The sequence below is a fragment of the Microcoleus sp. FACHB-1515 genome, assembly GCF_014696105.1.
Classification (GTDB): Bacteria; Cyanobacteriota; Cyanobacteriia; order Elainellales; family Elainellaceae; genus JAAUTJ01.
The window spans coordinates 285,965-312,242 of record NZ_JACJPO010000066.1 but is presented as its reverse complement, the minus strand read 5'-3'; the positions used below and the strand labels follow the sequence as shown (position 1 = coordinate 312,242).

General features: G+C 53.0%; 31 protein-coding genes. 13 read left to right on the top strand and 18 right to left on the bottom strand.

Going from position 1 to position 26,278, the window contains the following annotated elements; all coding sequences use genetic code 11:
- Positions 1-89: 89 nt before the first annotated feature.
- The 4 genes from H6F67_RS23680 to H6F67_RS23665 all read right to left on the bottom strand — a co-directional run bounded on the left by H6F67_RS23680 (position 90) and on the right by H6F67_RS23665 (position 3,467).
- A complete protein-coding gene (locus H6F67_RS23680) occupies positions 90-284 on the bottom strand; it encodes an NAD(P)H dehydrogenase subunit NdhS (RefSeq protein ID WP_190769102.1) in 195 nt (64 codons plus the stop codon).
- Positions 285-342: 58 nt separating this feature from the next.
- Positions 343-1,599 carry a rod shape-determining protein RodA gene (rodA, locus tag H6F67_RS23675; RefSeq protein ID WP_190769101.1) on the bottom strand — a complete coding sequence of 419 codons (1,257 nt, stop codon included), beginning with the start codon at positions 1,597-1,599 and terminating at the stop codon, positions 343-345.
- Between the two features lie 124 nt (positions 1,600-1,723).
- Positions 1,724-2,797 (bottom strand): Mrp/NBP35 family ATP-binding protein, encoded by a 1,074-nt coding sequence (locus H6F67_RS23670; RefSeq protein ID WP_199304596.1) that lies wholly within the window; start codon positions 2,795-2,797, stop codon positions 1,724-1,726.
- 118 nt (positions 2,798-2,915) lie between these two features.
- A complete protein-coding gene (locus H6F67_RS23665) occupies positions 2,916-3,467 on the bottom strand; it encodes an SRPBCC family protein (RefSeq protein ID WP_242020763.1) in 552 nt (183 codons plus the stop codon).
- A 408-nt stretch (positions 3,468-3,875) separates the two neighbouring features.
- Between H6F67_RS23665 and hemF the strand changes: the two genes are divergently transcribed.
- Together hemF and H6F67_RS23655 are read left to right on the top strand one after the other, a co-directional pair.
- Positions 3,876-4,901 carry an oxygen-dependent coproporphyrinogen oxidase gene (gene hemF, locus H6F67_RS23660; protein WP_190769100.1) on the top strand — a complete coding sequence of 342 codons (1,026 nt, stop codon included), beginning with the start codon at positions 3,876-3,878 and terminating at the stop codon, positions 4,899-4,901.
- Between the two features lie 260 nt (positions 4,902-5,161).
- Positions 5,162-5,521, top strand: a complete 360-nt coding sequence (locus H6F67_RS23655; RefSeq protein ID WP_190769099.1) for an STAS domain-containing protein — start codon at positions 5,162-5,164, stop codon at positions 5,519-5,521.
- Positions 5,522-5,535: 14 nt separating this feature from the next.
- On the opposite strand, the gene H6F67_RS23650 is transcribed toward H6F67_RS23655, so the two are convergent.
- On the bottom strand, positions 5,536-5,850 hold the full coding sequence (locus H6F67_RS23650; RefSeq protein ID WP_190769098.1) for an SdpI family protein: 315 nt from the start codon (positions 5,848-5,850) through the stop codon (positions 5,536-5,538).
- Positions 5,851-5,999: 149 nt separating this feature from the next.
- Positions 6,000-7,322, bottom strand: coding sequence for a hypothetical protein (locus H6F67_RS23645; protein WP_190769097.1), 1,323 nt, complete (start codon positions 7,320-7,322; stop codon positions 6,000-6,002).
- Between the two features lie 681 nt (positions 7,323-8,003).
- Here H6F67_RS23645 and H6F67_RS23640 point away from each other — a divergent pair.
- Entirely contained in the window at positions 8,004-9,134 is a 1,131-nt protein-coding gene (locus H6F67_RS23640; protein WP_313926942.1) for a hypothetical protein, read from the top strand.
- A gap of 130 nt (positions 9,135-9,264) precedes the next feature.
- On the opposite strand, the gene H6F67_RS23635 is transcribed toward H6F67_RS23640, so the two are convergent.
- The gene (locus tag H6F67_RS23635; RefSeq protein WP_190769096.1) at positions 9,265-9,672 is read right to left on the bottom strand and encodes a hypothetical protein; all 408 of its coding nucleotides are present in this window, start codon (positions 9,670-9,672) and stop codon (positions 9,265-9,267) included.
- Positions 9,673-9,934: 262 nt separating this feature from the next.
- Here H6F67_RS23635 and H6F67_RS23630 point away from each other — a divergent pair, with 262 nt between their 5' ends.
- On the top strand, positions 9,935-10,819 hold the full coding sequence (locus tag H6F67_RS23630; protein WP_190769095.1) for an SDR family oxidoreductase: 885 nt from the start codon (positions 9,935-9,937) through the stop codon (positions 10,817-10,819).
- On the opposite strand, the gene H6F67_RS23625 is transcribed toward H6F67_RS23630, so the two are convergent.
- Positions 10,804-11,562 carry a TIGR00297 family protein gene (locus H6F67_RS23625; protein ID WP_190769094.1) on the bottom strand — a complete coding sequence of 253 codons (759 nt, stop codon included), beginning with the start codon at positions 11,560-11,562 and terminating at the stop codon, positions 10,804-10,806. The two genes, H6F67_RS23630 and H6F67_RS23625, sit on opposite strands and share 16 nt — an antisense overlap.
- Before the next feature lie 96 nt (positions 11,563-11,658).
- Positions 11,659-12,078, bottom strand: coding sequence for a thiol-disulfide oxidoreductase DCC family protein (locus H6F67_RS23620; protein ID WP_190769093.1), 420 nt, complete (start codon positions 12,076-12,078; stop codon positions 11,659-11,661).
- A gap of 282 nt (positions 12,079-12,360) precedes the next feature.
- On the opposite strand from H6F67_RS23620, the gene H6F67_RS23615 reads away from it, so the two are divergent.
- From H6F67_RS23615 to H6F67_RS23595, 5 genes are all read left to right on the top strand, one after another.
- The gene (locus H6F67_RS23615; RefSeq protein WP_190769092.1) at positions 12,361-13,428 is read left to right on the top strand and encodes a PstS family phosphate ABC transporter substrate-binding protein; all 1,068 of its coding nucleotides are present in this window, start codon (positions 12,361-12,363) and stop codon (positions 13,426-13,428) included.
- 104 nt (positions 13,429-13,532) lie between these two features.
- On the top strand, positions 13,533-14,471 hold the full coding sequence (pstC, locus tag H6F67_RS23610; protein ID WP_190769091.1) for a phosphate ABC transporter permease subunit PstC: 939 nt from the start codon (positions 13,533-13,535) through the stop codon (positions 14,469-14,471).
- A complete protein-coding gene (gene pstA, locus H6F67_RS23605) occupies positions 14,471-15,400 on the top strand; it encodes a phosphate ABC transporter permease PstA (RefSeq protein ID WP_190769090.1) in 930 nt (309 codons plus the stop codon). Before pstC ends, pstA begins: the two co-directional genes overlap by 1 nt.
- 85 nt (positions 15,401-15,485) lie before the next feature.
- Positions 15,486-16,295 carry a phosphate ABC transporter ATP-binding protein PstB gene (gene pstB / locus H6F67_RS23600; RefSeq protein WP_190769089.1) on the top strand — a complete coding sequence of 270 codons (810 nt, stop codon included), beginning with the start codon at positions 15,486-15,488 and terminating at the stop codon, positions 16,293-16,295.
- Positions 16,296-16,369: 74 nt separating this feature from the next.
- The gene (locus H6F67_RS23595) at positions 16,370-17,251 is read left to right on the top strand and encodes an alpha/beta fold hydrolase (RefSeq protein ID WP_190769088.1); all 882 of its coding nucleotides are present in this window, start codon (positions 16,370-16,372) and stop codon (positions 17,249-17,251) included.
- Position 17,252: 1 nt separating this feature from the next.
- Here H6F67_RS23595 and H6F67_RS23590 read toward each other — a convergent pair whose 3' ends face one another.
- The 5 genes from H6F67_RS23590 to H6F67_RS23575 all read right to left on the bottom strand — a co-directional run bounded on the left by H6F67_RS23590 (position 17,253) and on the right by H6F67_RS23575 (position 20,700).
- Complete coding sequence (locus tag H6F67_RS23590) at positions 17,253-17,669, bottom strand: hypothetical protein (RefSeq protein WP_206753934.1); 417 nt, start codon at positions 17,667-17,669, stop codon at positions 17,253-17,255.
- Between the two features lie 116 nt (positions 17,670-17,785).
- Positions 17,786-18,052, bottom strand: a complete 267-nt coding sequence (locus H6F67_RS23585; protein ID WP_190769086.1) for a hypothetical protein — start codon at positions 18,050-18,052, stop codon at positions 17,786-17,788.
- Positions 18,053-18,108: 56 nt separating this feature from the next.
- Positions 18,109-18,564 (bottom strand): flotillin domain-containing protein, encoded by a 456-nt coding sequence (locus tag H6F67_RS28400; RefSeq protein ID WP_313926973.1) that lies wholly within the window; start codon positions 18,562-18,564, stop codon positions 18,109-18,111.
- A 99-nt stretch (positions 18,565-18,663) separates the two neighbouring features.
- Positions 18,664-20,013, bottom strand: a complete 1,350-nt coding sequence (locus tag H6F67_RS23580; RefSeq protein WP_313926938.1) for an SPFH domain-containing protein — start codon at positions 20,011-20,013, stop codon at positions 18,664-18,666.
- A 27-nt stretch (positions 20,014-20,040) separates the two neighbouring features.
- Positions 20,041-20,700: an OB-fold-containig protein gene (locus H6F67_RS23575; RefSeq protein WP_190769085.1), complete on the bottom strand. Its 660-nt coding sequence runs from the start codon at positions 20,698-20,700 to the stop codon at positions 20,041-20,043.
- A gap of 122 nt (positions 20,701-20,822) precedes the next feature.
- On the opposite strand from H6F67_RS23575, the gene H6F67_RS23570 reads away from it, so the two are divergent.
- Both H6F67_RS23570 and H6F67_RS23565 read left to right on the top strand, forming a co-directional pair.
- Positions 20,823-21,188 carry a VOC family protein gene (locus H6F67_RS23570; protein ID WP_190769084.1) on the top strand — a complete coding sequence of 122 codons (366 nt, stop codon included), beginning with the start codon at positions 20,823-20,825 and terminating at the stop codon, positions 21,186-21,188.
- 214 nt (positions 21,189-21,402) lie between these two features.
- Positions 21,403-21,825, top strand: a complete 423-nt coding sequence (locus H6F67_RS23565; RefSeq protein ID WP_206753933.1) for a hypothetical protein — start codon at positions 21,403-21,405, stop codon at positions 21,823-21,825.
- Between the two features lie 5 nt (positions 21,826-21,830).
- Here the strand turns inward: H6F67_RS23565 and H6F67_RS23560 are convergent, their stop codons facing one another.
- The 4 genes from H6F67_RS23560 to H6F67_RS23545 are packed head-to-tail and all read right to left on the bottom strand — an operon-like array spanning position 21,831 to position 24,966.
- On the bottom strand, positions 21,831-23,603 hold the full coding sequence (locus H6F67_RS23560) for an FAD-dependent oxidoreductase (protein ID WP_242020762.1): 1,773 nt from the start codon (positions 23,601-23,603) through the stop codon (positions 21,831-21,833).
- 11 nt (positions 23,604-23,614) lie between these two features.
- Positions 23,615-24,094 carry a DUF3291 domain-containing protein gene (locus H6F67_RS23555; protein WP_199304595.1) on the bottom strand — a complete coding sequence of 160 codons (480 nt, stop codon included), beginning with the start codon at positions 24,092-24,094 and terminating at the stop codon, positions 23,615-23,617.
- A 40-nt stretch (positions 24,095-24,134) separates the two neighbouring features.
- Positions 24,135-24,629 (bottom strand): helix-turn-helix domain-containing protein, encoded by a 495-nt coding sequence (locus H6F67_RS23550; protein ID WP_190769082.1) that lies wholly within the window; start codon positions 24,627-24,629, stop codon positions 24,135-24,137.
- Entirely contained in the window at positions 24,559-24,966 is a 408-nt protein-coding gene (locus H6F67_RS23545) for an AraC family ligand binding domain-containing protein (RefSeq protein WP_190769081.1), read from the bottom strand. Before H6F67_RS23545 ends, H6F67_RS23550 begins: the two co-directional genes overlap by 71 nt.
- Before the next feature lie 176 nt (positions 24,967-25,142).
- Between H6F67_RS23545 and rpsT the strand changes: the two genes are divergently transcribed.
- Entirely contained in the window at positions 25,143-25,448 is a 306-nt protein-coding gene (gene rpsT / locus H6F67_RS23540; RefSeq protein ID WP_190769080.1) for a 30S ribosomal protein S20, read from the top strand.
- Positions 25,449-25,456: 8 nt separating this feature from the next.
- Positions 25,457-26,233 carry a TatD family hydrolase gene (locus H6F67_RS23535; protein ID WP_190769079.1) on the top strand — a complete coding sequence of 259 codons (777 nt, stop codon included), beginning with the start codon at positions 25,457-25,459 and terminating at the stop codon, positions 26,231-26,233.
- Positions 26,234-26,278: the final 45 nt, after the last annotated feature.

Below are 26,278 nucleotides of genomic sequence, written 5' to 3'. Positions count from 1 at the left end.
ACCTGACGCCAAGATCTATCCGCCCTCTGTCAGTTGAGGAAGGGCGATCGAGAGCGTGGAACAGAATTCGTCAAAGCCGCTCGATCGTCCTACTTTTTGGTGCGACCCGCTGTGGCATCCACCGCTTCAATTTGTGACAGGCGGAAGGTGACGAGCTTATCCCAGTTGCCGCCTTCAAACAAAACGGCTGCTTTGCCATCGCTGATGCGCTGCACCAATCCTTGAAAAGCGTAATAAGTATCGTTTACGTCCGTCACACGAACGGCAGCACCGGGAAGAATCATGGTGATTTTACGGTTAGAGTTTGTTTTTTAGCTTAGAGCATTCCCAAGCGGAGAGCGATTAGAATTTCAGGCGTTGACGATAGTTGTAGACCGATTCAACCAGCCCGATCGCCACGAAATTAGTCAAGAGAGCCGATCGCCCATAGCTCAGCCAGGGCAGCGGAATTCCGGTAATCGGAGCAAGGCCGATCGTCATGCCAATGTTGACCAGAACTTGAAACACAATCATTGTCAACACGCCGATCGCCAGCAGCGAACCAAAATTATCTTTCGCATTCTGAGCAATAATCACCAGCCGCAAACAGATCAGCCAAAACGCAATCAAGACGGCAAATGTTCCGACAAAGCCGAGTTCTTCGCCGATCGCAGAAAAGATAAAGTCGGTGTGCTGTTCGGGAATGAAGCTGAGTTGCGTTTGCGTGCCGTTGTTGATGCCGCGTCCCCACAAGCCACCCGCCCCGATCGCAATCCGCGACTGAATCAGGTGATAGCCGCCGCCCAGCGGGTCTTTATCCGGATTCAAAAACAGCAGCAGGCGGTCTTTTTGATAGTCCTTGAGAAATCCCCAAGCGATTTGACCGAGCTTGCCTGACACCAAGTTGACAACGGCTGCCCCAAGCGCTCCGTAGATCGGCCAGGGCAGCGATCGCCAGCCGATAAAAATCATCAGCGCAACCCAGGCGAACCAGGCAGGCAGGTAAACGTTAAACACGATCGCAGAAACCAATGGCGAAATCAGCAGCAGCAGCCAGCCCGGATTTGCATTCGCCCAATAAAGCATTCCCAAAACGATCGCGCCAAAAACCAGCGACGTGCCCAAGTCTGGCTGTAGAAATACGAGTGCCCAGGGAACAGCAGCGATCGCCAAGGTTCTGAGCAGATCGAGCAGGGTAGAAGCCGTCCGCTCTTGCAAAATGCTTGCCAGCGTCACAATTAATCCGACTTTGGCAAATTCCGAAGGCTGCACGTTGAAGCCGCCGATCGTCAGCCAGCTTTGCGCTCCGTTTGCGCTCGTCCCCAAGAAGATCACAACCAGCAGCGAAATATTCGTGATTGCATACACAAGCCAGCGCCACTGAATCAGCAATTCATAGCGCCAGCGCGACAAAGCGATTGCAATCACCAGCCCGATCGCGCCCATTGTCAAATGCTGCCACCAGTAATCGACCAGGCCACCATGTAGCTGTGTGCTGCGAATTGCCACGCTGCCCATGACGGTGAGCAAAACGGGCAGCAAAAACAGCCAGGGGTCGATCTCTTGCCAGGGTGCAAATAGTGACTTCCAGTTGAAGCGAACGAGCGACTTGTTCAGCATGAAGTCCAGTGTTGAAGTAAATCGTTTTTCATCCTAACTGGATTTACGGCGATCGCGTAGCGCCTCCGGTACGGTATCGCGAAGCTGCATCCGTTTGGAATGTTGACAGTCAGCGCGAGCCGCCTTAGATGAGTGCGGAGACCGAGACACGAGCGGCGATCTGTTGAGCAACTGCGGTCAGGGCTTTGGCCGAAGCCGAATCGGGCTGATCGAGAAGAACGGGAATTCCAGCGTCGCCGCCTTCGCGCAATGCCATTTCGATCGGGACACGACCCAGCAGCGGCAAACCGAGTTCCTTGGAAGTGCGTTCGCCACCACCAGAGCCAAAAATGTCGTACTGGCGATCGGGCATGTCCGGCGGCACAAAGTAGCTCATGTTTTCAACAATGCCCAAGACCGGAACATGCATATTTTGGAACATCCGCAGGCCGCGACGGGCATCTTGCAAGGCGACGGTTTGCGGTGTGGTCACAATTACTGCACCCGCCAGCGGTACGGCTTGGATGAGGGTAAGCTGAGCATCTCCGGTTCCGGGCGGCATATCGACCAAGAGATAATCCAGTTCGCCCCACATCACCTTGTAGAGAAACTGGCGGATACGAGCGTCGAGCATCGGACCTCGCCACGAAACAGGCTGATCGGGATTGATCAAAAAGCCCATCGAAACCAGCTTGACGCCGTAGTTGAAGGCGGGTTCGAGCAGTTCACCTTGCGGCGTATTTTGCACCATGACGGGTGCGTTGCTCAATCCCAGCATCGTCGGCGTGTTGGGACCGTAAATATCCGCGTCGAGCAGGCCGACTTTTGCGCCTGCTTGGGCGAGGGCGACAGCGGTGTTGACGGCGATCGTACTCTTTCCGACACCCCCCTTACCGCTCGAAATTGCCAGAATATTCTTGACGCCTGCAATTCCGGTACGATCGGGCAAGCCTTTTTGCTGCGGGGTTTCTGCCGTCACGTCTACCGTCACTGTTTCGACTCCGGGCAGCGTTTTGACAGCGCGTTCGCACTCCTCAACGATGAACTGACGCAGCGGGCAAGCGGGCGTAGTCAAAACCAGCGTGAAGCGCACGTTTCCGTTTGCGATCGCCACGTTGCGAATCATATTCAGTTCTACCAAGCTCCGCCGGAGTTCGGGATCTTCGACAGGACGCAGCACCTCAAGCACTGCGGCAGCATCAAGCGTTTTTGAGATCATGTTTATTCAGTCCAGCTTCAGTCTAGGAGAGCGCATCTGCATCTAGTTTGATCTTACCGCTCCGCTCGATCGCGACTCGCCAAGTCAGTCGTGTAGATTTTCAATCGTTGCAATTGGATTAGCAGGTCGTCGATCGCGACATCAGAAATACGAGCAGCACGGCTCCAAGCAGGTCGCGCATTTGCGAGGGGCGATCGCTTTTCTGATGCGCTTGTTCGGCAGCATGAGCTAGTTCGCTGGCAACTCGCTCAGCAAACGGGCGAATAACTGACCAGACCAAGGGCGACAGCCAGCCGCGCAGCGTCACTGAATAGGAAACTCTCGTGCCGCACAAGGTTGACTCAACGCGATACGTGACGCGCTCTTCAACGCCCGGAAGCGCAAACAGACGAATGCTGAGCAGTTCGTGAGGCGAAACATTCTCGACAAAAATCTGAATCGGAATTGGAATCAGGCGCGTTACAGCGCGATAAATCAATCCAGGTTTGGGCAGCAGACCGTTTGGGGCATTGGTGCGAGCGAGCAGCGGATGCCAGGAAACGTCGGCCAAATTTACTACTGTTCGCCACAGTTCATCTACCGAAGCAGAACTTAACACCTGATAAGTGATTGCAAGCGGGCGAAATCCGCTGAAATACGATTGAATGAACCGAGACCAACCGTTTTGCATTAGCCCCTCCCACCAAGAAGCGATCGCACCCGCCCACCACCGCTTGGCTATGACAGCAACGACTTTAAGGCGGCTAGACCCCCTATTGTAGTCGAAGTCGATCGAGCCACAAAATCGCGGACAGCGAAGCTAATCCGTTTGGGATCGCTCTGCCGCAGCCAAATTGTCAGCAGCGTGCTCAAGGCAAGATCCAGCATAGTTCTGAGTTTGAACGATCGCCCATCCATCTTTTGGCATAGCAGCGATCGCCTTGGCGTTCTGTTTCGGTAAGATCAAAAAGTTAATAACTCGCACTCGCGCAGTTCAATTTTTGTAAAGCGATCGTCATACCGCTGCCGGAAACACAGTAGTAGTAATAACTGTGGCGATGCGTGGCCGCAAGCTCAGTTCGCAGTTTTCACCGATTCCATGACCCAATCTTCGACTCCTACCCTTACTTTCTCGGCTGTTCCGCCCGAAGATTCGCGCCAGCGGGTGAGCAGTTTTCTCAAAACTTTACAAGACCAAATTTGCCAGCGGCTTGAACTCCTCGACGGCGAAGCGAAGTTTCAAGAAGATAGCTGGGTGCGTGAAGAAGGCGGCGGTGGGCGATCGCGCGTGATGAAATCCGGTCGCGTTTTTGAGCAGGGCGGCGTCAACTTCTCGGAAGTGATGGGCAAAGATCTTCCGCCGTCCATTCTGGTGCAGCGTCCCGAAGCGGCGGGCCACCCTTGGTACGCAACCGGAACCTCGATGGTGCTGCATCCGCGCAATCCTTACGTTCCCACCGTTCACCTCAACTATCGCTACTTTGAAGCAGGACCTGTCTGGTGGTTTGGTGGCGGCATTGACCTGACACCTTATTATCCGTTTGCCGAAGATGCCTGTCACTTCCACCGCACCATTCAGCAAGCTTGCGATCGCCATCACCGCGAATACTATCCGGCCTTCAAACGCTGGTGCGATGAGTATTTCCATCTCAAGCATCGTCAAGAAACACGCGGGGTCGGCGGCATTTTCTTCGACTATCAAGATGGTCGCGGCCAGCTTTATCACGGCTCCAATGTGAACGGCGAAGCACAGCAGTACAGCGATCGCGTCGGCGATGTTGGGGCGCGTTCCTGGGAAGACTTGTTTGCATTCGTGCAAGACTGCGGCAATTCGTTTTTGCCCGCCTACGTGCCGATCGTAGAGCGGCGTGGCGACATGGAATATGGCGATCGCCAGCGCGACTTTCAGCTTTATCGGCGCGGTCGCTATGTGGAATTTAATCTGGTGTACGATCGCGGCACGATTTTCGGACTGCAAACCAATGGACGGACAGAATCCATTTTGATGTCGCTGCCACCTTTGGTGCGCTGGGAATACAGCTTTGAACCGGAACCCGGCTCTCCCGAAGCTGAACTCTACACCACTTTCTTGAAGCCCCAAGATTGGGCAAACTGGACGGCTTAGATCCAGTCGATCGGCGTTAGCTCTTGTGAAAAGCTGGGCATATTGAATGTTGACAGCGATGGTGTAGCTGCACCGTCGCTGTTTTTTCAACCTCAAACCGATCGTCCGTAAGCGATCGTGGTATGGCATTCGTCCTGAAGAGTGGCACATCAAAGATGGATGTGACAAAATGGCGATCGGTAGGTACAAAAAGTTTCAAGGTTTCATCGTCTAGCTGGGTGCTTTCAGAATTTTGTAACCCCCACAGGGAACCAACCATCATGGAGCAAACGACACATCTCACCCCAGACGGCAAAACGGTCATCGTTTTAACCCCGACCGGACGGCTGGACATTACAACCGCATGGCAGTTTCGGCTGAAGCTGCAAGAGTGCATTTCCAAGGTTAGCCCCCACATCATCGTCAACCTAAAGGAAGTGCCGTTCATCGATAGCTCTGGCTTGACTTCGCTGGTGGCTGGAATGCGAGATGCAGATAAGGTAAAAGGCAGCTTTCGCATCTGCAATATTCATCCAGAATCGCGCTTGGTATTTGAAGTGACGATGATGGATTCCGTCTTTGAAATCTTTGACACTGAGGAAGAAGCACTCGAAGGCGTGCCGCGCACGATGGCAAGCTAGCGCATTCAATCTTTCTAGAGCCGCTTGAGCGTCGAGAAGCTGTGGATGACCGCGATCGTCAAAGCAACACCAAAAACCGTCAGGTTAATTGCATTCGCTGCTTCGGCTGAATGCGTAAGCTGGTTTGTGGCAGCAGCAGTTAGGGCGATCGCAACGCCCACTCCCAGCAGGCCATAGCCTGCGGCTCGATTTGCAGCATACCAAATCAATTCGCTTGAAAAAGTCTTGGCAACTCGAAATCCATACCAGCGATTGGGCGGCACTTTCTTCAGAATTAGTGGAAGACTCAAGCCGATAAACAGCAAGCCAGTCAGTAGCCACAGCAACAAGTGTTTTGCATGGCTGACCCCCATTAAAAAGCTTCTGCATAGTTGCGATCGTATCTCCAATGAAACGGCAAAAACAGCGTTTTCATTCGTTGAACTGCTCCACGTTCAAAGCAATTGAACTGCTCTTGAACCATGCTGCAATAAATTTTCTAGCTGACATTTCGAGTCGGCAAGTCAGCGGATTCGCCAGATTTTAGAACGACAAGGCTTGATGGAGCGGCTTGTTCCTGATGATCAGGATGCCAAAGCTGCCGATAGCGATAAAGTGAACTGCCGCTGATGCCGTATTGCGTTAAGGCTTGAAAGCGAGCAGTAATTGCATTGGGCAGAGCGTTCTTTGCAATCAAATCGGTCATTGCATTTTGAATGCGAGCTTGAGCGTCTTTAGACTGCTTGCGGTTCCAAGTGTCTCGCTTGACTTCGCGAGGATTGGGCTGCACAACCATTCCGTCTGCTGCCTCTTCCGCTTTCGGCTGCTTGGGCAAACCGTAGTGGTAGTACGGACTGTTTTCGATGCATCTTGCCCACTCTGCGGCACGATCGCCAATTTCATGCTGATGCTGACACCACTGCGCGAAACCGGGAAGCGATCGCGCCGTCGCCACAATGTTATCGATCAGCGCTTGCCCGATCAGCGGTTCACCACCTGACAAAACGTGATTAAAAATATAGCTCCGCATGGCAATTCTGCCGAGTAAATGATTCGTTTGTCCGCTATCTGTCCAGCCCGGATCAATTTCGGTGTTGAGGTCTTGCAAAAACTGCTCTGCCCGCCGCGAAACGCGATAGCGCTTCTGGCGGTTTTTCTGCATCAGCTGATCGAACAGGCACACATCAATTTCATTGCGCTGTTCGGCACATCGCCACTGGCGAACGAAGCTGGCGCGGTCGCTCCAAATCGGCTGCAAATCCGAATTCAGTAAATTGGAGCCGACCTGTAGCGGTAAACGATGCGCGTGATACAGGCGTGGAACGCTATCGGTAGTGTAGGGACGGCGATTGGGAAAAACCTCAAGCTGTCCAGCCCTGAGCCGGAAGCCCGCTGCTTCTAGCAGACTCGACAGCACGATCGCCACCTGCCACGATCGCTGCTCGTTTGCAAACGGTAAATACAGGTGAATGCCGCCGCTATAGCTAGACGTGCAGGCGATCGCACTCACCAAACCAATTCGCTCTAGTGCCGCCATAATTCGTCCGATCGCAAACGGGTCTTGGCGCGGATGGTAGTGGCTGGCGATGTCAATATCCAGCAGGCAGTAGCGCGTCGTGGAGCCGAAGCGGACACCATAAAGCAAGTTTCCCTGCTGAATCTGGCGATCGCTGAGCGGATAGCGGCTTTCAGTTCGCCAGTTGGGTTTACAGTCAGGCTGCGAATGATCGGCGTAAATAAAATCGAAACGTTGCGGAAATAAAGCAAGAAATTCGTCAGATTCCTCGACGAAGCGAAGGGGGGGAGATGGAAGACAAATCATGGATTTGCCTCCAAGCAGAAGTGCGGACGACAGCAGAAATTGGGCGACGCAACGCCGCGATCGATGCTAAACTTTTTGTGCATAAAAATCCGTTCCCCGGCTGATGCTGGGGCAATGTGATGGACTCAAACCCTTTCGCTGACTGTGGTAGGGAGGCGGCGGGGTTTTTTATTGGGCTGTTTGATTTGAGCGGTAATCGACGTAACCGAAACTTGTAACCGAACCTTTGATGCACAGAAGTTAGCACCAATGTTTGGCAGGTTCAATGGGGGTCGATCGACAGATCCGCCGGAGTTATAGCTAGACCATACGCGGGAGTTACAGGACAAATCTGTACGCGGGAGTTACAGCCAAACCTGCAAACCATACGCGGGAGTTACAGGACTGATCTATCACTAGCGAACGATCGAGCGATCGAAAAATCTGCCCAAAAGCATACGCGGGAGTTACAGCGCGATCGTCTGTTCATACGCGGGAGTTACAGGGCAAATCCGACGCCAAAGTTACAGGCGATCTTGGCAAAAACATACGCGGGAGTTATAGTCAGGACTTCCAGATATAGCGTTTTGAAAATTACAGGCTTAATAAGACGCTATAGATAGCGCAGCTAGATCGGATCGATCTGGGGCATCTAGCGGTACAATTCCTCCTACCCATCTGCTCGATCGAGAGTTTTGTCCTGTGAGCAACCACGAAGAACCGACGTTTCCCGTTGACGGCCAACTCCTGATGGTGTTGCCCAGAGCCGGAGCCTCGCTAAAAAATCCGGATGTCCAACTGCCGATTTTGCGATCGGACGAGGACGGCTACTATCTGGAAATGCGGGTCGAGGCCGATCCGGGCAATCCCAGCGAGGTAGCCGTGACGCGGCGCGTTCCGCTGGAAAATCTCTCAGCCGAAGAATGGGAAGAACTCAAGCGCCAATATGCTGACCTTGACTTCCAGTCCTGCACTGATCAAGGCGTCAGCAAAGGACTAGAGAAAATTCAAGACCGACGCATACAGCGTCTCTTCATGGCCTTGCTGACGTTTCTCAATCCGCGCCAGGTGTCGATCGTTCTATTTCTCTACCGACTCGCTGCACAGCAGGGAAACGGGGCGATCGTCTCTTTTCGATCGAACGATCTGCTCGAAAGTTTGGGCTACACGCGCACGAAAGATGGAGGATTTGCATCGAAATTGCGATCGCAACTTAATCGCGATCTAGTTGCTTTGCACCGTACCGAGCTTGTTTTGGCTCAATCGTTGCGTAAGGGAAACAGTGTCGGTGCAAAAGTGATGATCAAAAGCGTTTTGCGAATTAAAGACTACGAAATTGACAACGTTCCTCGCGATTTCGATCTGGCAAAAGCCGCAGATTACACCTATGAACTTGCAGATGCTTACACAGTTTCACTGGAGTTTTTTGAAGGGCCGGGACGCACAGGCGATTATGTTTTATTTGCCAACAGCATCGACATCACACAGAAACTGGGAAGCAATGCAAAGAGCGACTACAAAACCAAACTGCTAATTTATTTAGCAAGTCGAATGAAGTGGGATGCAATGCAGGACGGTGGATATCTGCACATTTCAAAACAATATCTGTTCAAGAATCTTGACCTATTGGGAAGTAATTCTTCTCGAAACAATCAGATTTTTTGGCGGACGGTCGATGAATTGCAGCAGGAAGGATACGTTATTTCTGCTCAAGAACTGCCTGGAAAGAAGCGCATTGCCACGATTCAGTTTCAGCTCAACCTGGAAAAGATGCAAAGCCACACCAGCGATCGCGGTATTCCAGAGCGACATCGAATCCCCAAAAATTCGTAGAAGCTTCTTTAGGCTGTAATTGTTTTGCTGAAAGCCGCAGTTAGGCGATCGACCTCTGCTTAAAATAAGCGCCAGACTGGAATACATCCAATCTGGCGCTTACTAAACTAACCTGTTGTCAGGCAATTACCTAGTCCAAAGCGTCTTTGATGCTGTCCACCGTGCGCTGAACGGCATTTCTGGCGCTATCCACTGCGTTTTGAGTGCGATCGGCATCTTCTTCTGCCCGCTTTTGGATGCGAGCCGCATCACGCTTGGCTTTGCCAGCGATCGCGCTGTCGTCATCGGTGGCGTTATCGACTTTGGCCGCATTGTCTCTAGCAGCTTGCTGAACGAAGTCTTTGGTATCTTCAATGAAGCCTTTAGAGCGACCTGCTTCTTGCTGATATTTATCGTTGGCTGCATCGACCGGGTTGTCTGCGGCCATTGCGGGGAGTGCGCCTTGCCACAGGAGGACGATCGCGGCCAAGCAAAGCATTGCGTTTGCGATCCAGCGTCCTACCGTTGAAAGCGGCTTAGTAAAATAATGAAGTTTCATAGGATGAAATCCCTTGAGGTTTAGCAACTCTATTCCTACTGCATTGCGTGTGTCAGTCAAATCGCTCTCAGGACAGAGCTTGACTGCTACTGCTTTCAGTAGATCTGAGATCACTAGCGATCGATTAAATTATTTGAATCAGCTTTATGTTTTAATTTGAAGATTGGTTTGCAAGCAGCGAATTTTGATCAACTTAGGTTTGAAAAATCGACTCGATCGCCAGTTGAAGCTCGATCGGCTACACCTCAAGAGGTAAAACACAATGTTTTTGGTGACAGGCGCAACTGGAACTTTGGGGCGACGAATTGTGCGCGTTTTGTGCGAGCAATCTGCTTCAGTGCGGGCATTTGTGCGGTTGTCGTCTCGCTATTCAGAATTAGAGCAGCGAGGAGCCGAAATATTGATTGGCGATTTGCGGCAAGAGCGCGACATCACCAAAGCTTGTCAGGGTGTGCAATACATCATCAGCGCTCACGGTTCCAACGAAGCCAGCGGCAGTGCTCAAGAATTGGACTATCGCGCCAACATTGACCTGATTGATGCTGCCAAAGCAAATGGCGTTGAGCATTTTGTGCTGATCTCGGTCTTGGGCGTCGATCGCGGCTATGAAGATGCTCCGGTCTTCAAGGCCAAACGTGCCGTTGAAATCTATCTGCAAAATAGCGGTTTGAACTATACGATTTTGCGGCCTTCGGGCTTTGCAGCCAATCTAATTCCCCTGGCCGAAAGGTTTCGGCAAACAGGAATTTATCTGCTGGTTGGTGATGCCGAGACGCGCACTTCGATCGTCAGCACCGACGACCTTGCCGAGATTGCCGTCAAGTCGGTTTCTGCCCCTGGAGCTAAAAACCAAGCGATCGCGGTCGGTGGTCCCGAAATTCTCCAGCGGCGCGACATTCCCAAGATTTTTGGCCGCATTTTCAACACGGAACCGATCGTGATCAATGCGCCGTTGGTGGCGATCGACGGCATCCGCACCTTGGTTGGCTTCCTCAACCCAGAAGCGCAGCGCAGCTTGGGAACCTTTCGCACACTGCTTGCCAACGAGTTCTACATCACGCCCGCTGAAGTGCAGCGCCTAGAGCAAATTTATGAAATGCGGCTGGAAACGCTTGAGACTTTTCTGCGGCGCTATGTCAGCCTGTAAAACAACAGGGCGATCGCGATCGCGACACTCGCTCCAATCAGCGTATTGAGGATGTTCACCAGTTCATTCGTTAACCAGTCGAACTGATTTTGTAAAGTTGCGCCGATCACGCTTTCAAGATTGGTGGCGACAAAAGCGGCAACGAGACAAATTGCAATTCCCGTCAGGTCGATTAGGCCGACTGCCCAGCCGACGATCGCAATCACTAAGGAACCGACTATGCCTGCGATCGTGCCCTCCAAACTCACTGCGCCTTCCGTCCCGCGATCGACCGCTTGCAGCGTCGTAATCAAAAATGTTCGTTTGCCGTAGGCTTTGCCGACTTCGCTGGCGCAAGTGTCCGAAAGCTTGGTGCTGATGCTTGCCACATAGCCCAGCAGCAGAAAAGGAACGAGTTGGGGTTGCGTTGGCGTGAGGAGGTAGGCGGCGATCGCGCAGATCGTTCCAGTCAAAGCCGAACCCCAAACGTTTTCTGGCCCTCGTGCGCCCGATCGCTTTTCGGCAATGCCCGCCGCTTCCTTTTCCGCCATGCCGATGCGCGTCACGCCCGACCCGACCAAAAAGTAAACCATCATCACAACGTATCCCGACCAGCCCAGCGTTCCCCACAGCAGCACGCCCAAAATTCCAGCGTGAATCAGTCCGGCAGGCGTCAGCAATTTTTTAGGAGCAATGACCGCGATCGCCAGCAGAATCGAGTTGAGGGCGATTGCCACAATCCAAGCATTTTGCAGTAGAGACATAAGGCTTCTCGTGCAACGCCATTACTTTAGCGTAGGTCGGATTGGGCGATCGAAGTTGCGTCTGCCTCAGCCGAAGCCTGATTGCTCAACTTCAAACTATTCAGCGGGAAAGGGCGTACAGCCCTCTGTGCAAGCTGGATAGCTCGATCGATAGGTCGTTTCGCGCTTGCCAAACAGCGCATAGCGATTGTCGCGCACCTGTTCATAGACGCGATCGCCCACTGCTTTCAATCCGGGAATGGCGCGATAGGCGGAAACGATCGGAGCCGCGATCGGCAACAGTTGAGCAATCTCTTCAGAGGCCACTGCTCCCTGCCAGCGCTGCGACGGATTTTCGGCATTGATCAAGATGACGCCAAGTTCGCAATCTTCGGGCGTGATGTTGAATTTTGCCAGTTCTGCTGTGTCCTGCATGGGCATGTAGGAGAAGCGATCGCCGCGATCGATTTGCTCCAGTGCCTGAACCAAATTGCTACAGAGATTACAGTTGCCGTCGTAAATAACGTAGTAAGTCATAAATAGGAAAGAAATGCGCTTCAGTAATTACCCTTATTTTATTCAGCCAAAAGTGCAGTTGTGAATGATAGGGGCTTATCGATGTTGAGGTTGGTTGTTTTGAGAGATGAGGAAGCGATCGCGCTTGACTTGACCAGCAATTGTGTTGAATGCGACATCGAAAAATCAGCTTGAAAATTTCTACTGCTTTTCGGTAGATTCAAGGTGTACTTAACCTTTCCTTTACTTGGGGGCGATAACATGTGAGGCGTTTAGCCAACTTGTATCGCACCCAATAATCTCATGCTGTTCAAATTTCGTTTCAAGCGGCTGACTCGCGCAGCAATTTTGGCCTTTTTGACTTTTTCCCTGATTGCCTGCGGTGGCGGAAACAACACCACAACGACGGAATCCCCTGCCGCTGGCGGTGGCACGACAACCGAAGCTCCGGCGGCGAGCAACCTGAGCGGATCGATCGCTGCCGACGGATCGAGTACGGTTTTCCCCGTCACCGAAGCAATGGCCGAAGAATTCCAAACCGCCAACTCTGGCGTTCAAGTCACGGTGGGAACATCGGGAACGGGCGGCGGCTTCGAGAAGTTCTGCAACGGTGAAACGCAAGTTTCTAACGCCTCGCGCCCAATCGAAGCGGACGAAATTGCCGCCTGTCAGCAAAAGGGCGTTGAATTTGTCGAAGTGCCCGTTGCGTTTGACGCGCTTTCGGTCGTGGTCAACCCCGAAAACGACTGGGCAGAATGCTTGACGGTTGAAGAACTGAAGACAATTTGGCAGCCGAGCGCCCAAGGCCAAATCTCCAACTGGAGCCAAGTTCGCGATGGCTTTCCCGATGCGCCGCTCGCCCTGTTTGGACCCGGAACCGACTCCGGTACGTTTGACTACTTCACGGATGTGATCAACGGCGAAGAAGGCGCAAGCCGAGGCGACTACACGGCCAGCGAAGATGATAATGTCCTCGTGCAGGGTGTCGCGGGCAACCGCAACGCCCTGGGTTACTTTGGTTACGCCTTCTATTCCGAAAACCGCGATCGCATCAAGTCGGTTCAAATTGACAGCGGCAACGGTCAGTGTGTCGCTCCCACCCCGGAAACCGTGCTGGACGGTACTTATCGACCGCTGACACGCCCCTTGTTTGTTTACGTCAGCAAGCAAGCGCTGGAGCGTCCGGAAGTGAAAGCGTTTATGGATTTCTATCTGGATGCAGCCAACAAGGGCTTGGTTGAAGAAGCAGGCTATGTGCCCTTGTCGGATGCGATCGTGACAAAAGCCAAAGCACGTCTGGATGCAGGCACAACCGGAACCATCTTCAAGGAAGGCATTGAAGAAGGCGCAAACATCGAAGAACTGCTTTAGGTTGAGGCTGGTTCTGGCGATCGCCGCCTGACCGTTTGATGCAGGCCAGTTGTTCGCGATTGGCCTGCCCCTGTTCCCCCCTGTCGCCTCGGTGAAATGAGTTTATGGCACAAACGCTTCCTTCTAATCATGCGGATGAAGCTCGGTGGCAACCGAATCGTTCTGCCAGCAAGCTGAGCGAACAGGCGATCAAGCTGATCTTTGGCTTTTTCGCACTCGTCTCGGTTTTGACTACGCTGGGCATCATTCTGACGCTGATTTTTGAGACGATTCGATTTTTTAGTCAGGTTCCGGTTTGGCGCTTCCTCACCGATCGCCAGTGGACACCGCTGTTTGCTGATCCGCAATATGGCATTTTTGTATTGATTGGTGCGACATTTTTGACGACGGCGATCGCCCTGCTCGTCGCGCTACCGCTGGGTCTGCTCGCCGCCATCTACATGAGCGAATACGCTTCTCCGAAAGTTCGGAGCTGGCTCAAGCCTGCGCTGGAAGTGCTGGCGGGCGTTCCGACTGTGGTGTTCGGCTATTTTGCGCTGCTGTTTGTGACGCCAATTTTGAAAAATTTCATTCCGGGCTTAGAGAGCTTCAACGGCCTCAGCGCGGGTGTAATCATGGGCTTTGCAATTTTGCCCACTGTTGCCTCGTTGAGCGAAGATGCGATCTATGCCGTGCCGAGCAGTTTGCGGCAAGGATCTTACGCGCTGGGAACCACCAAGCGCGAAACGATTACCAGTGTCGTCGTTCCGGCTGCACTCTCTGGGATTGTCGCCTCGTTCATTCTGGCGATGTCGCGAGCGGTCGGTGAAACGATGATCGTGACCTTGGCCGCCGGACAAAATCCGCGCCTGACGCTTGATCCGCGCGTGTCGATCATGACGATGACTTCGTTTATCGCACAGGTGGCGGGCGGCGACGTGCCCACAGGTTCGCTGAAGTATGACACGCTGTTTGCCGTTGGCACAACGCTGTTTTTGATTACGCTGGTGCTAAATCTGTTTAGCTTCTGGTTTGTCCGTCGCTTCCAGGAGAAGTACGAATAATGACTCCGATCGACCCCAATGCTCGCCTAGAGCGAAGTTCACCTGCTGCTGGCCGCTTTCAAGCTTCGATTCAACAGCGCTATCGGCTCGATCGGATTTTTCAGATTGCCTGTTTAGCGGCGACGCTGACCGGACTGCTGGTACTGGCGCTGCTGCTGTTTGATGTGTTGTCGGACGGACTGCCGCGCTTGAACTGGCAGTTTCTCACTAGCTATCCTTCGCGCCGTGCCGAACGCGCCGGAGCGCTGTCTGCCTTGGCCGGAACGATCTGGCTGCTGCTGATCACAACGGCGGTGGCGTTTCCAGTCGGCGTGGGAGCAGGCATCTATCTAGAAGAATTTGCATCGAGAAAATCCTGGCTGACTCAAGCGATCGAAGTCAACATCAACAATTTGGCTGCGGTTCCCTCACTGATCTACGGTCTGCTTGGCCTTCAGGTGTTTGTCCGCCTGATGCAGCCGATCACCGGAGGCCGCAGCGTTTTGGCGGGTGGTTTGACGCTGGCTTTGCTCGTTTTGCCCGTGATCATCGTGGCAACGCGAGAAGCGCTCAGAGCCGTGCCCGACAGCCTCCGACAAGCCGGATTCGCCTTGGGCGCAACCAAATGGCAAACGGTGCGCGAACATATTTTGCCGCTCGCCCTTCCGGGCATTTTGACAGGCACAATTTTGGCGCTGTCGCGAGCGATCGGAGACACCGCAACCCTAATCGTGATCGGGGCATTGACCTTTGTGACCTTCCTGCCGGATGGATTGCAATCACAATTTACCGCCTTGCCGATCTTGATCTTCAACTGGACATCACGCCCGCAAGCGGACTTTCACGCCAATGCCGCAGCCGGAATCATCGTCCTGATGGTCGTTTTGCTGACCATGAATTCGATCGCCGTCTATCTCCGCAACCGCTTCCAGGGCGCAGGCAGACGCTAGAACTCTGTCGATCGGTAGATGCCTCTCATGCTCACCTCTGCTTTCGACTACGATCTTTAGTAGCAGTTAAACCCCAAAACCAGTTATGCAAACGAATTCTTCGACGGCGACGCAACGAGATATGACGGTTTTCAATGTCGAAAACCTGTCGGTCTTCTACGGTTCGTTTGAGGCGGTGCGGCATGTCAACCTCGACATTCCCACCAATCAGGTGACGGCGTTCATTGGTCCGTCGGGATGCGGCAAATCAACCGTCCTGCGCTGCTTCAACCGGATGAACGATTTGATTCCAAGCTGTCAGGTCAAAGGCCGCATCACGTTCAACGATGTGGATTTGTACGACAAGCGCGTTGATCCGGTCGAGGTGCGGCGGCGCGTCGGCATGGTGTTCCAAAAGCCGAACCCGTTCCCCAAATCGATCTACGAAAATATCGCCTTTGGAGCCAGAATCAACGGCTACCGAGGCAATATGGATGAGCTTGTGGAGCGATCGCTCCGTCAAGCGGCCATCTGGGACGAAGTGAAAGACAAGCTCAAGCAAAGCGGCCTCGCCCTTTCGGGTGGACAGCAGCAGCGGCTTTGCATTGCGCGGGCGTTGGCGATCGAACCGGAAGTTCTGCTGATGGACGAACCTTGCTCTGCCCTCGACCCAATCTCAACGTTGCGCGTCGAAGAACTCATTCACGAACTCAAGCAGCAATATACGATCGTGATCGTGACGCACAACATGCAGCAGGCCGCTCGCGCCTCAGACATGACCGCTTTTTACAATGCGGAAGCGGGCGATCATGGCGCGAAGTTTGGCTACCTGGTTGAATTTGCTCCGACCCAGGAAATTTTCAACAATCCCAAGCAAACCGCAACGCAAGATTACGTCAGCGGTCGTTTCGGCTAAATTCGCTGCCTTGAATTCTGCCCCAGCGATCGCGTTTTACAATGAAGTAAAGATTTGTATCTCGATCGAGCGGCATGATTTCTCAACAGGCAACAGCAAAAACCTGGAACTGGCGCGGCTATCCGATCGCCTATCAGTCCGCAGGCGAAACGGGCGCGGCTGTCGTTTTGATTCACGGCTTTGGCGCATCTTGGGGACACTGGCGCAAGAATATTCCGGTTTTGGCGGAAAACTGTCGCGTGTTTGCGATCGATCTAATCGGTTTTGGCGCGTCTGCCAAGCCCGAACCCGATCGCGAAATGGCCTACACCTTCGAGACTTGGGGCGCACAGGTGGCGGATTTTTGCCGTGAAGTCGTGCAGGATCAAGTCTTTCTCGTGGGCAACTCGGTCGGCTGCATTGTGGCGATGCAAACCGCTGTCGATCATCCCGACTTGGTGCGGGCTGTGGCGATGTTGAACTGCTCGCTGAGACTGCTGCACGATCGCCATCGCGCTACGCAACCTTGGTTTAAGCGCATCGGTGCGCCGCTGTTGCAGCGAATTTTGTCGGTACGGGCGATCGGTCACACTTTCTTTCGTCAAATTGCCAAGCGCAATACGGTTCGCAAAATTTTGATGAAGGCTTACGCACATCCCGAAGCCGTTACAGACGAACTCGTGGATTTGCTGATGGCCGCTGCTGAAGATCCCGGAGCCGCTGACGTATTTCTTGCCTTCACGCGCTACTCGCAAGGGCCACTGCCCGAAGATTTGCTGGAAGTGTTGCCCTGTCCGGCTCTTTTACTCTGGGGAACCGAAGATCCTTGGGAACCGATCGCCCTCGGTCGCAACTTCGCTCGATTCCCCTGTGTTGAAGAGTTCATCGAAATTTCGGGCGCGGGTCACTGTCCGCAAGACGAACGCCCGGAACAGGTCAACCCGATTTTACAAGGCTGGATTGCTCAGCACGCTTAAGTTATTTGCCGCGATCGCGCTCCAAATCGTAAATCACTTTCTCGGCGTACCAGTCCGAAGATTTACCGGGAGTCTTGAACGACGCCTGTGTGAACAGACGTTGAGCAGCGGGGCGATCGCCATGCAGAGCGCGAACCAGCTTTTGCTGCAAAGGCCGACTGACGCGATCGAAGCTCACAGCCGCAAATCGATCGGGCTGGGCTGACGGTTTGCGGTTGCCATTGCGATTCACCGCCGCACTGAGGCCAATGCCGATCGCCGCACTGCCGCCGAGTGCGATCGCCAGGACTGCCTCGCGATTCACTTCAGCAGATTGATGAATAGACGATTGAGTTTCTGGCGTGGCCGAGACGGGATGAAAGGAGAGGGTGAACAGACTGCCTGCGATCGCACCCATCCACAACGAAGCTTGAGCCACAGTTCGAGACAGCGAAGCAGGATAAAGCATGTGAGGGTTGCACCAGTTTCTACACTTCTATTGTGAAGTGAAAATATGACAATTTTGTGACAGTCCGATTTCTGCCTTGTCGCGAATCATTCCCTTTCCGCTGAAGGTTGAGGTCGCGCCACTATTCCCATCAGCAACACTCGGTCTTGCTTGGGTGCAATGGTTGTCAACGCGACGCAAAGATTGTCAGCATATGCTTGTTCTAAATCCGCTTTGGTGCGAATGAAATGCACACGACGATTGCAACTGTGACAAAAGCGCTGATCCGGTTCGTCAGTTGCTTCTAAAGCCTCCCAAAGTTTCGGACATTTGTAGCTGAAATTGCAGTTAAAGATGCGATCGTTTGTGTTCATGAAAATAACCCCTAAGCGAATGAGGGCATCTGTTGCAGATGCCCTTGTTTGCAGCCTCAATCTTCTAAAGGTGGCTGAGTTTCTGGCACAACTGCGATCGAAGAATCAGCGGACGGCGGTTGCAAAAGCTGTTTGACTTGCGCGATCGCCGTTCCCAATTTGCCATCTTCCAGCAGCGTATTAATCAGCGATAAACCACTGGTTGACAGCAGCAGTTTATTCACATCTGAAACGCCATTACCATTACCGTTTGCACCCGGAAAAGCGTAGATGCGAGCATCGCCTAAAACGCCCGGTTGCGGAGCGAGCGCCTGAACGATTTCGGGGAGGCGCTCGGCTAGTTCCGGCCAGATTTGCCCGATCACGTCTGCGGTCAGATTCGGCGTACTGATGACGTTGCGGGCATCAAGCTGCGCCTGAATGCCTTCGGCTTCCGCCAGTGCTTTGTCGCGATTTGCTGCGGCCAAGGTGCGGATAGCTTCAGCTTCGAGTTCAGCGGCTTGGCGGGCGATCTCAGCTTGACGACGACGGCGGAAGACATCGATTTCAACAACGTTTTGATCGGCAATGCGACGCTGCTCGGCTTCGCGCTGAGCGGCGATCGTAGCCAGTTAGCGATTGCGCTCTGCAACTTCCACCTCAGTCGCCGTTTTCACCGAAGCTTCCGCTTTGGCGCGTTGAGCTTCGGCCTGAAAGCTTTCGCGGCGTTTGTTGGCGATCGCGATCGCGACATCTTCCTGCGCCAGTTTTGCCAGTCGTTCTGATTCTGCGATTTGCACTTGCGCGTCGAACGTATTGGAATCGATCGTGCGCTGGCGAGCAATTTCGGCAACTTCGGCTTCTTGCTGCTGCACAGCTTTGGCAACTTTCAAAAGTTTATTGCGCTCTTCCAGTTCAATATCTGCATCGATTTGGCTTTGGCGAATGCCCAACTGACGGCGAATTTCTTCTTCCTCAACGGATTTTTGCTGCAAAATTTTGGTGCGCTGCGTAGCAGCACTTTCGCGTTCTTTCGCTTCTTGAATTTCGCGATCGCGCTGCGCTTTCAACGCCTCAACCTGAAAGTTTTGCTCTAGCCTTGCGGTTTGTTTTTCCTGTTCAATTTGCAGCGATCGCTTTTGGGCATCAAGTTCTTTTTGTTCGATCGCGACTTGCGTACTCAGTTCAACTTCGCGCTTTTGCTGAATCGATCGCTGAATTGTTTCAGTCCGCAGTCGCACACCTTGGGCATCAAAGAAATTGTTGGTGTCGTAGGTGTCGCTTTCTTGAATTTCGGAGATTGCAATGTTGTTCAACGTCAATCCAACTTTGCCCAGATCTTGCTGTACCAGATTCAAAACTTCCTGAGCAAAACCGAGTTTATCCGAGTCAATTTCGGCCAAGCTTTTCGTTTTTGCTGCCGCTCGAATCGCATCATCAGCGCGTTTTTCTAAAGCGTTTTTGATGTCATCAGGCGTAATTTTGCCGTTCTGAGAAAGTCGTGCTGCTGCTGTCAACACATCTTCCTCTGACGCGCTAATGCAAACGTAGAATGTGACGCGCATATCGGCACGCAGATAATCTTGGGTGCGGACGGCGAGTTTTCCCGTCCGCTCAACGTCGATCGAAATTTCTCGCAACGGCACTCGCGTCAGTTCATGAAATCCAGGTAAAACCACACAGCCACCGTTCAAAATCACGGTTTTGCGCTTCACAAACACGCCGCCCGTCCGTACAAATGCTTCGTTGTTCGGTGTGATCACGTAGACTCGCGTGTATGCCCAGACGCTAAGCAGCAACAACAAAACCAGCGTTCCAATCAGAACAGGAAACACGGTCAAACCACCGATCGCGCCTGCCTGAGTCGTGACGGGAGGCGCAGATTCTTGAGTTGATTGTGTGGACTGCGTGAAATTCGTCTCGGTGAATTGCGATGTGGAAGCGATCGGCAACGATTGAATGAAGGTAAGCCAAAACAGCATAGGAATGACCTGCCAAAGAAGGGTGAATTAAGAATTGCGAGATAGCCAGCGGTCTTGATCCGGACTGTCGCGAGTGATGACGATGTAGCTTTGGGCAGCGCGCTCGATCACGATCACCTTGTCGCCGCGCTGGGGCATGGCGATCGCCCATTCCGGTAAAACCGCATTGACCGTAACGAGATTGCGAGCCGGATCAAGCACGTCCACCTGTCCGACTTTGCCTTCTCCGACGAGCGGAATGCGGGCGGTGCTGACCGTACCGATGCAGCCGACGAGTCGATCGCCACCCACATCTTCGCCAAACGAAGCAAACACCTGACCGATCGGCTGAGCGAGCAAGCTGCCTGCGGCGATCGCGCCCGCCCCCGCAACGCCCATCACCACGCCCGCCAACCAGTTAGACGGCGTCCCGACCGTCACGTTGAGCATCCATCCGAACAGTCCCCACAAGCTCAAGTCAGTGGCAAGCAGAAGGACAAGTGGTGCTTTGCCGATGCCGAGCCAGCCGAGCGTGGAAGCGATCGAAAAATCGCCGTCTGCATCCACATCAGCATCAGCATCCACGTCTGCATCCACATCGAGATCGGCATCGTCGCCGCCGCCGCCGGAAAAAATGACGAACAGGTACAGCAGAACGCCGCTGCCGAGCAAAATCCAGTAGGGTAAATTTGCAAAGTCGAAAATCATCTGTCGGAAGAAGGATTGTGGAGGAGAAAACCAAGCTTCAACCTAGATTCTTAGTGCCCTAAACCGCCGTAATAGAATGAATCTGTAGCAATTTGTAAAAATTACACGTAGCTGGAGGCAAGATGAACTTGAAACGAATTGGGCATGTTGCGGTGTGTGTGCAGGATATCGATCGCGCTGCGGAGTTCTACCAAAATCTGGGAATGAAGCTGGTTTGGAAAGACGCAGATTGGGCGTATCTCAAAGCCGGAGAAGATGGACTCGCGCTGCTTAGTCCGAGCTACAAGCAGGCGGGGCCACATTTCGGATTTGTGTTTGACGATCGCGCCGAAGTCGATCGCGCCTACGAAAAACTCAAGGCCGAAGGCGTTCACATCACGGATTTGCACGAACATCGCGACGGAACAGCTTCGTTCTACGGTCGCGACTCTGAAGGCAACTGGTTTGAATATCTCTACGAACCTGCTCCGGTTGCCAGCGCAGTTTAGTCAAACAACCCGCATTTCTATTGGTCTAGCGATCGAGTTTCGGAGGGGCATGATATCACCGTGCCCCTCAAGGCTCGGTGTTTCTATGACTCAATTGCAGTAGAGCAAACTGCGGTAAAACAAATTGCGGTAGAACAAGAATTAAGTTTTGGATTTACTGTTGCTGATTGTTCGATTTGAGCAAAATGAACTGAGTGAAAGAGGTTTTCGATCGATGATCAGCCGTCCACCCGACAAACTGTCTCAAGTTCGATATTTTGCCCGAATCAGCTTAAAAATCATTCTGATTTCTACGATCGCTTGCGGCGTTTTTGTTCATCTCGTTTCACCTTTGCGCGATCGAAGTTTTGTGCCGAATAGCGCGAATGCGGGATCGATCGTGCTGCCCGGTGTGACTGAAAGCAATTGGATTTTTGGTGCAGGGATTTTAGCGGCTTTGCTTGCAACAAACGTGACGCTGCTTGGCATCGCAAACTGGCTCGGTCATCACCCGCTGATTGATATTTTTCAGCCACGCATTCGCCTCAAGCGGATTATTTCCGAAGTGATTGTCTGGTCGATCGTTGGGTTCTGTTTGTTTTGGGGACTGTGGTTTGTATTTTTAATTTACCTGATGGCTCAATGGCTAGTTGACTAAGCAAATTAGCTATCCATTTGCTCAACCAGCAGCCAATTTCCCGATCGGTTCACTCGCCCTTGCAGTCGCACTCGCCCCGCTGCCAAAGTTTGAAGCTGGCGATCGATTTCGGCTTGCAGCGTCACCACTTGCAGCACGGTTTTATCAGGCAAAATTAGGCGATAATCTTGCTCGCCTTGCGGCTCAAATTCACCTTCAACAATTGGAGCGGTGGAAGGCGGCAAAAACGGCGCGGCGGGGCAATTGCCATCGATCGAATATTCGTCCGGCGCATCCAAATAATGACGCTGCCAGCGCAGCCAGTCGGGATGCTGAGGCGGCAAATTCAGTAGAGGAGTAAGGGCAGCAGGCGCGATCGCATCTTGCAGCAAAGCGGCCTGAAGCGAGTCGCTACGCGAGTCTGAACGCACATTCAACTCTCGCGGCTGACAGTTTTGCTCGATGCACAGCGCCGCCGCCATGCCCGCCGCCTGTCCGATGTTCAGCACGATCGGCTGGAGGCGCGTCGCTCCATTGGCAATGTGCGACACCGAAATATTCTTCTCGCAAACTAAAAGCCCGTCCGTGCTGGCCGGAACCAGACAGCCATAAGGCAGCGCGAACGGCGTTCCTGTCCAGCGTCCACCCCAGCGCATTGATTTGGGCTGAAGCGGCAGCTCAAAACCGGGATAGTGATGATCGTTGGCGTAGTTGCCGACTGCGATCGCCCCTTCCGTCCACGCCGCCACTCGTCCACCGGATGCCGGAAGAATCTCTTGTTCGCGCACCGTCACAAGCCCCTGAACCCGCCGACTTTCGCGATAGTAAGGATGCAGCGCAAACGCGCCACCGCCGATTTTTGCAGCCGGAAAGGTGTCAGTTGCCAGTCCGAACTGCTGACCGAATTCAGCTTGAATGAATCGCGCAAAATTCTGACTGTGCCAGCAAGCTTCCTGATGAAACTCCAGCCGATCGATCGGGTCGAGCAGGCGATCGATCGTTTCGCCGTAATCATTTCCGCACTGCGGCCAGTTGATCATGAAGCGATTGTTCGGCAGACGACCGTAGTTGATGAACGCTTCGGGCGAATAGCCTCGCCATGCCTGCGTAAATCGATCGCTTCCATCCAACGGCGAAGCCGGAATTTCTGATGCATTCGAGTCAAATTCTTGCAGGACAACGACCCAGGTTGGCGACTGAACGGAATAGCGCTGCGTTAGTTCATTCGGCTCAGCGGGCGCACTCGGTTCGTTTGTCTCCGACTGCCATTCCCAACTCCAGCGGTGGGGAATTTCGGCTAAGGCCAGCAAATCCCCCAGTTCCGTGCCGTCGAGAACGATTTGCGCCTCGATCGAATATTCGCCAAAGCGCACTCCGGTAATTCGAGCGCTCGATCGCCTCACCTCCAGCGGAACCTGATTGGCAATCCAGTGGAGGTTGGGGAGCGATCGCACCCAGTCGGCAAAAATCTCCGCTCCAACACGCGGCTCATACGTGAAAAAGCTCACCCAGGCGTGATCGAGTCCTCCAGGCTGACGGCGGTTGAGTTCACGCAAAAAAGTGCCCCAGATTCCCGTTTGCAAAGCGGCGAGTTCGTTGCCATCCGGTGCGCTGACGCCTGCGGCTGTCAACATGCCGCCCAGCCACTCGAATTCGCTTACCAAAATGGTTTGTGCGCCGCGTCGTGCCGCCTGAATCGCTGCTGCCGTGCCGCCTGCGCCGCCACCGACAACGAGAACGTCTGTTTGAAGATGCTGCATCACAATATTGTCGGGTATTGTCGGATGCGATCGCACCATTCGCGAATTTTTCAGGAGCGATTTGGTGGAAACGGTTTGGCAAACGTAAATGCTTCAGGCGAACCGCCATATTGCGTTAAATGTTCGAGTTTGGCTTTCGCCTCTTCCACTGTTGGCAGCTTGCCAGCCGGAATCCACCACATTACAAAATGTTCACCCGGATATTTCTCAAACCATTGCCGCCGCCGCACAAAAAATTCACCGTGCAGCGTTTGATAGACATAAGCTTTTAGCTGCTCAACGCTCTGCCAAACCGACAAATTCACCAGCATCTTTGGATCAGAATAAGCGCGAATTTCGGTTGCATTTCCTGCTGAAGTTTGCAAGCGCCAAACAAAACCCGGACTGCGATCGGCAACTGCATTCACCTCATCTAGCGCATTCGCAAATTCAGCCATGATTGGATCTTCCAGCGGCGCTTTCATCAAAGCAATGTTGATTTGCGCCAAATAGTAATCTTGCAAATTCGATCGATTTTCGGTTGAGATCATTGCTTGCGCCTCAAAAGCGATGGCCTGAAGTATCCAAAAACTAAGGCAAGTTTGTCTTGGACGATATTGACATCGTGCGATAGTGTCCTGGCGTGATGCCGAAAATTCGTTTGAAGTGGCGAGTGAGATGGCTTTGATCGGACATGCCAACTGCGATCGCCACCTCCGCAACCGCCATTCCCTGCTGCAAAAACTGCTTCGCCTTCTCAACTCGAATTTGATTGAGATAGGTATATGGTGGCATTCCAACCGCCTGTCGAAAGATGCGAGTTAAGTAGGAGCGATCGAGCCTCGTAATCTCTGCAAGCTGGTCTAGTGAAACATTAGAGCTAAAGTTGTCATGAAGATACTCTTTCACTAAACGAACTGCATTGTGTTCCTGATTTGACTGAATTGATCGAATTTCAACATCTGCATAGTGCAGCAAAATTGCAGAGAAAACTTCAATCAGTCGAGATTGCTGCTCAATTGGTTCGATCGACTGCCCCAGCGCGGCATGAAGCGATAAAATCTGCGGCGCTAAAGTTTTGCACAACTGCGCTGGTGAAATAAGGCAAACGTTTGATTTGAAGCTCGATCGCAATTTGCTCAATCAATTCAACACTGGGATAGAGCATTCGATAGGTGAGCGGCATTTCTTCAGCCGAAAAGCCTGTATGTACCTCGTCTGGATTCATCAAGACAATGCTTTGTGGGGGTGCTAAATAAGTTGTGCCCTGGTAATTGTTTCCTCCGACTCCTGCTTCAATCACGCCGATCGAATAGCTCGAATGGGAATGCCGAGCATAGTGATAGTGAATGGCTTTGGCTCGAAACAATTCCAAGTTATGAAATTCTGGGATCAGCCAAAATTTTGTAGTTCGATCGCTCATGTTAGAAGCCTTCGCGCTTGTGATTTTCCTCTCTCGGCGCAGGAAAAGATGGTTCGCTTCAATTAAACCGCTTCCTGGGACGCGATCGCGTGAACTACTCGATCGGTCTAGCGCTTTCTTGCGATCGTTCGCTAGAATGAATAGCTGCTGAAAACTCTTTTTCTCTAGAACCCGCTGTGGCAAACATCAAGTCCGCACAGAAGCGTGCAAAAATCGCAGAGCGCAACCGTCTCCGCAACAAATCTCAAAAATCGGCTGTCAAAACGCTGATGAAGAACTACTTCGCCGCCGTCAGCGAATATGCCGCCAACCCGACGCCCGAAGCCAGCCAGAACGTGCAAACCCGCATGGCAGCGGCCTACAGCAAAATTGACAAGGCCGTGAAAACCGGAGTTCTGCACGCCAACAATGGCGCTCGCAAAAAGTCGCGTCTTGCCAAAGCGCTCAAGCGGCACGAAGCCCAAACCACGACTGCTTCCTAGTCGATCGAATGCAGCTCATTGATACGCACGTCCACCTCAACTTCCCAGATTTCCAACTTGACCTCGACGCGATCGCCCAGTCTTGGCGCGATACGGGTGTGGTTCAGCTTGTGCATTCCTGCGTGACACCGCCTGAATTTGCTCAAATTCAAGCGCTGTCGCGCCGATTTGCCGAACTGTACTTTGCGGTCGGGCTGCATCCGCTGGATGTGGGTCAGTGGACGGACGCAACGGCAGCAGAAATTTTGGCTTTGGCGCAGTCTGATCCCAAGGTCGTTGCGATCGGTGAAACCGGACTGGATTTCTTCAAGGCTGAAAATCAAGCTGACCAGCAGAACGCTTTTGCCGCTCAGCTTGCGATCGCCCAGCAGTTAAATCTGCCCGTGATCGTTCACTGCCGCGATGCTGCCCAAACTGCAATTGAGATGCTGCGCGATCGACCCGACTCAAAAGGCGTGATGCACTGCTGGAGCGGCACACCTGAGGAGACTTGCTGGTTTCTCGATCGCGGCTTCTACATCAGCTTTAGCGGCATCGTGACGTTCAAAAATGCGATCGAGGTGCAGGAATCGGCCAAGCTGGTGCCGGACGATCGACTTTTGATCGAAACCGACTGCCCGTTTCTTTCGCCCGTCCCCAAGCGCAAAGAGCGGCGCAACCAGCCTGCTAACGTGATTCATGTGGCGGAGCAGCTAGCGCGGTTAAGAGGCGTAGACGTGGAGGCGATCGCGACTCAAACGACGGCAAACGCTCGGCAGCTATTTGGCCTTCCAGAAATTGCCTGAGAAAGTTTCCGTCAGTGCACAGATTGCAAATTCTGCGCCATAATG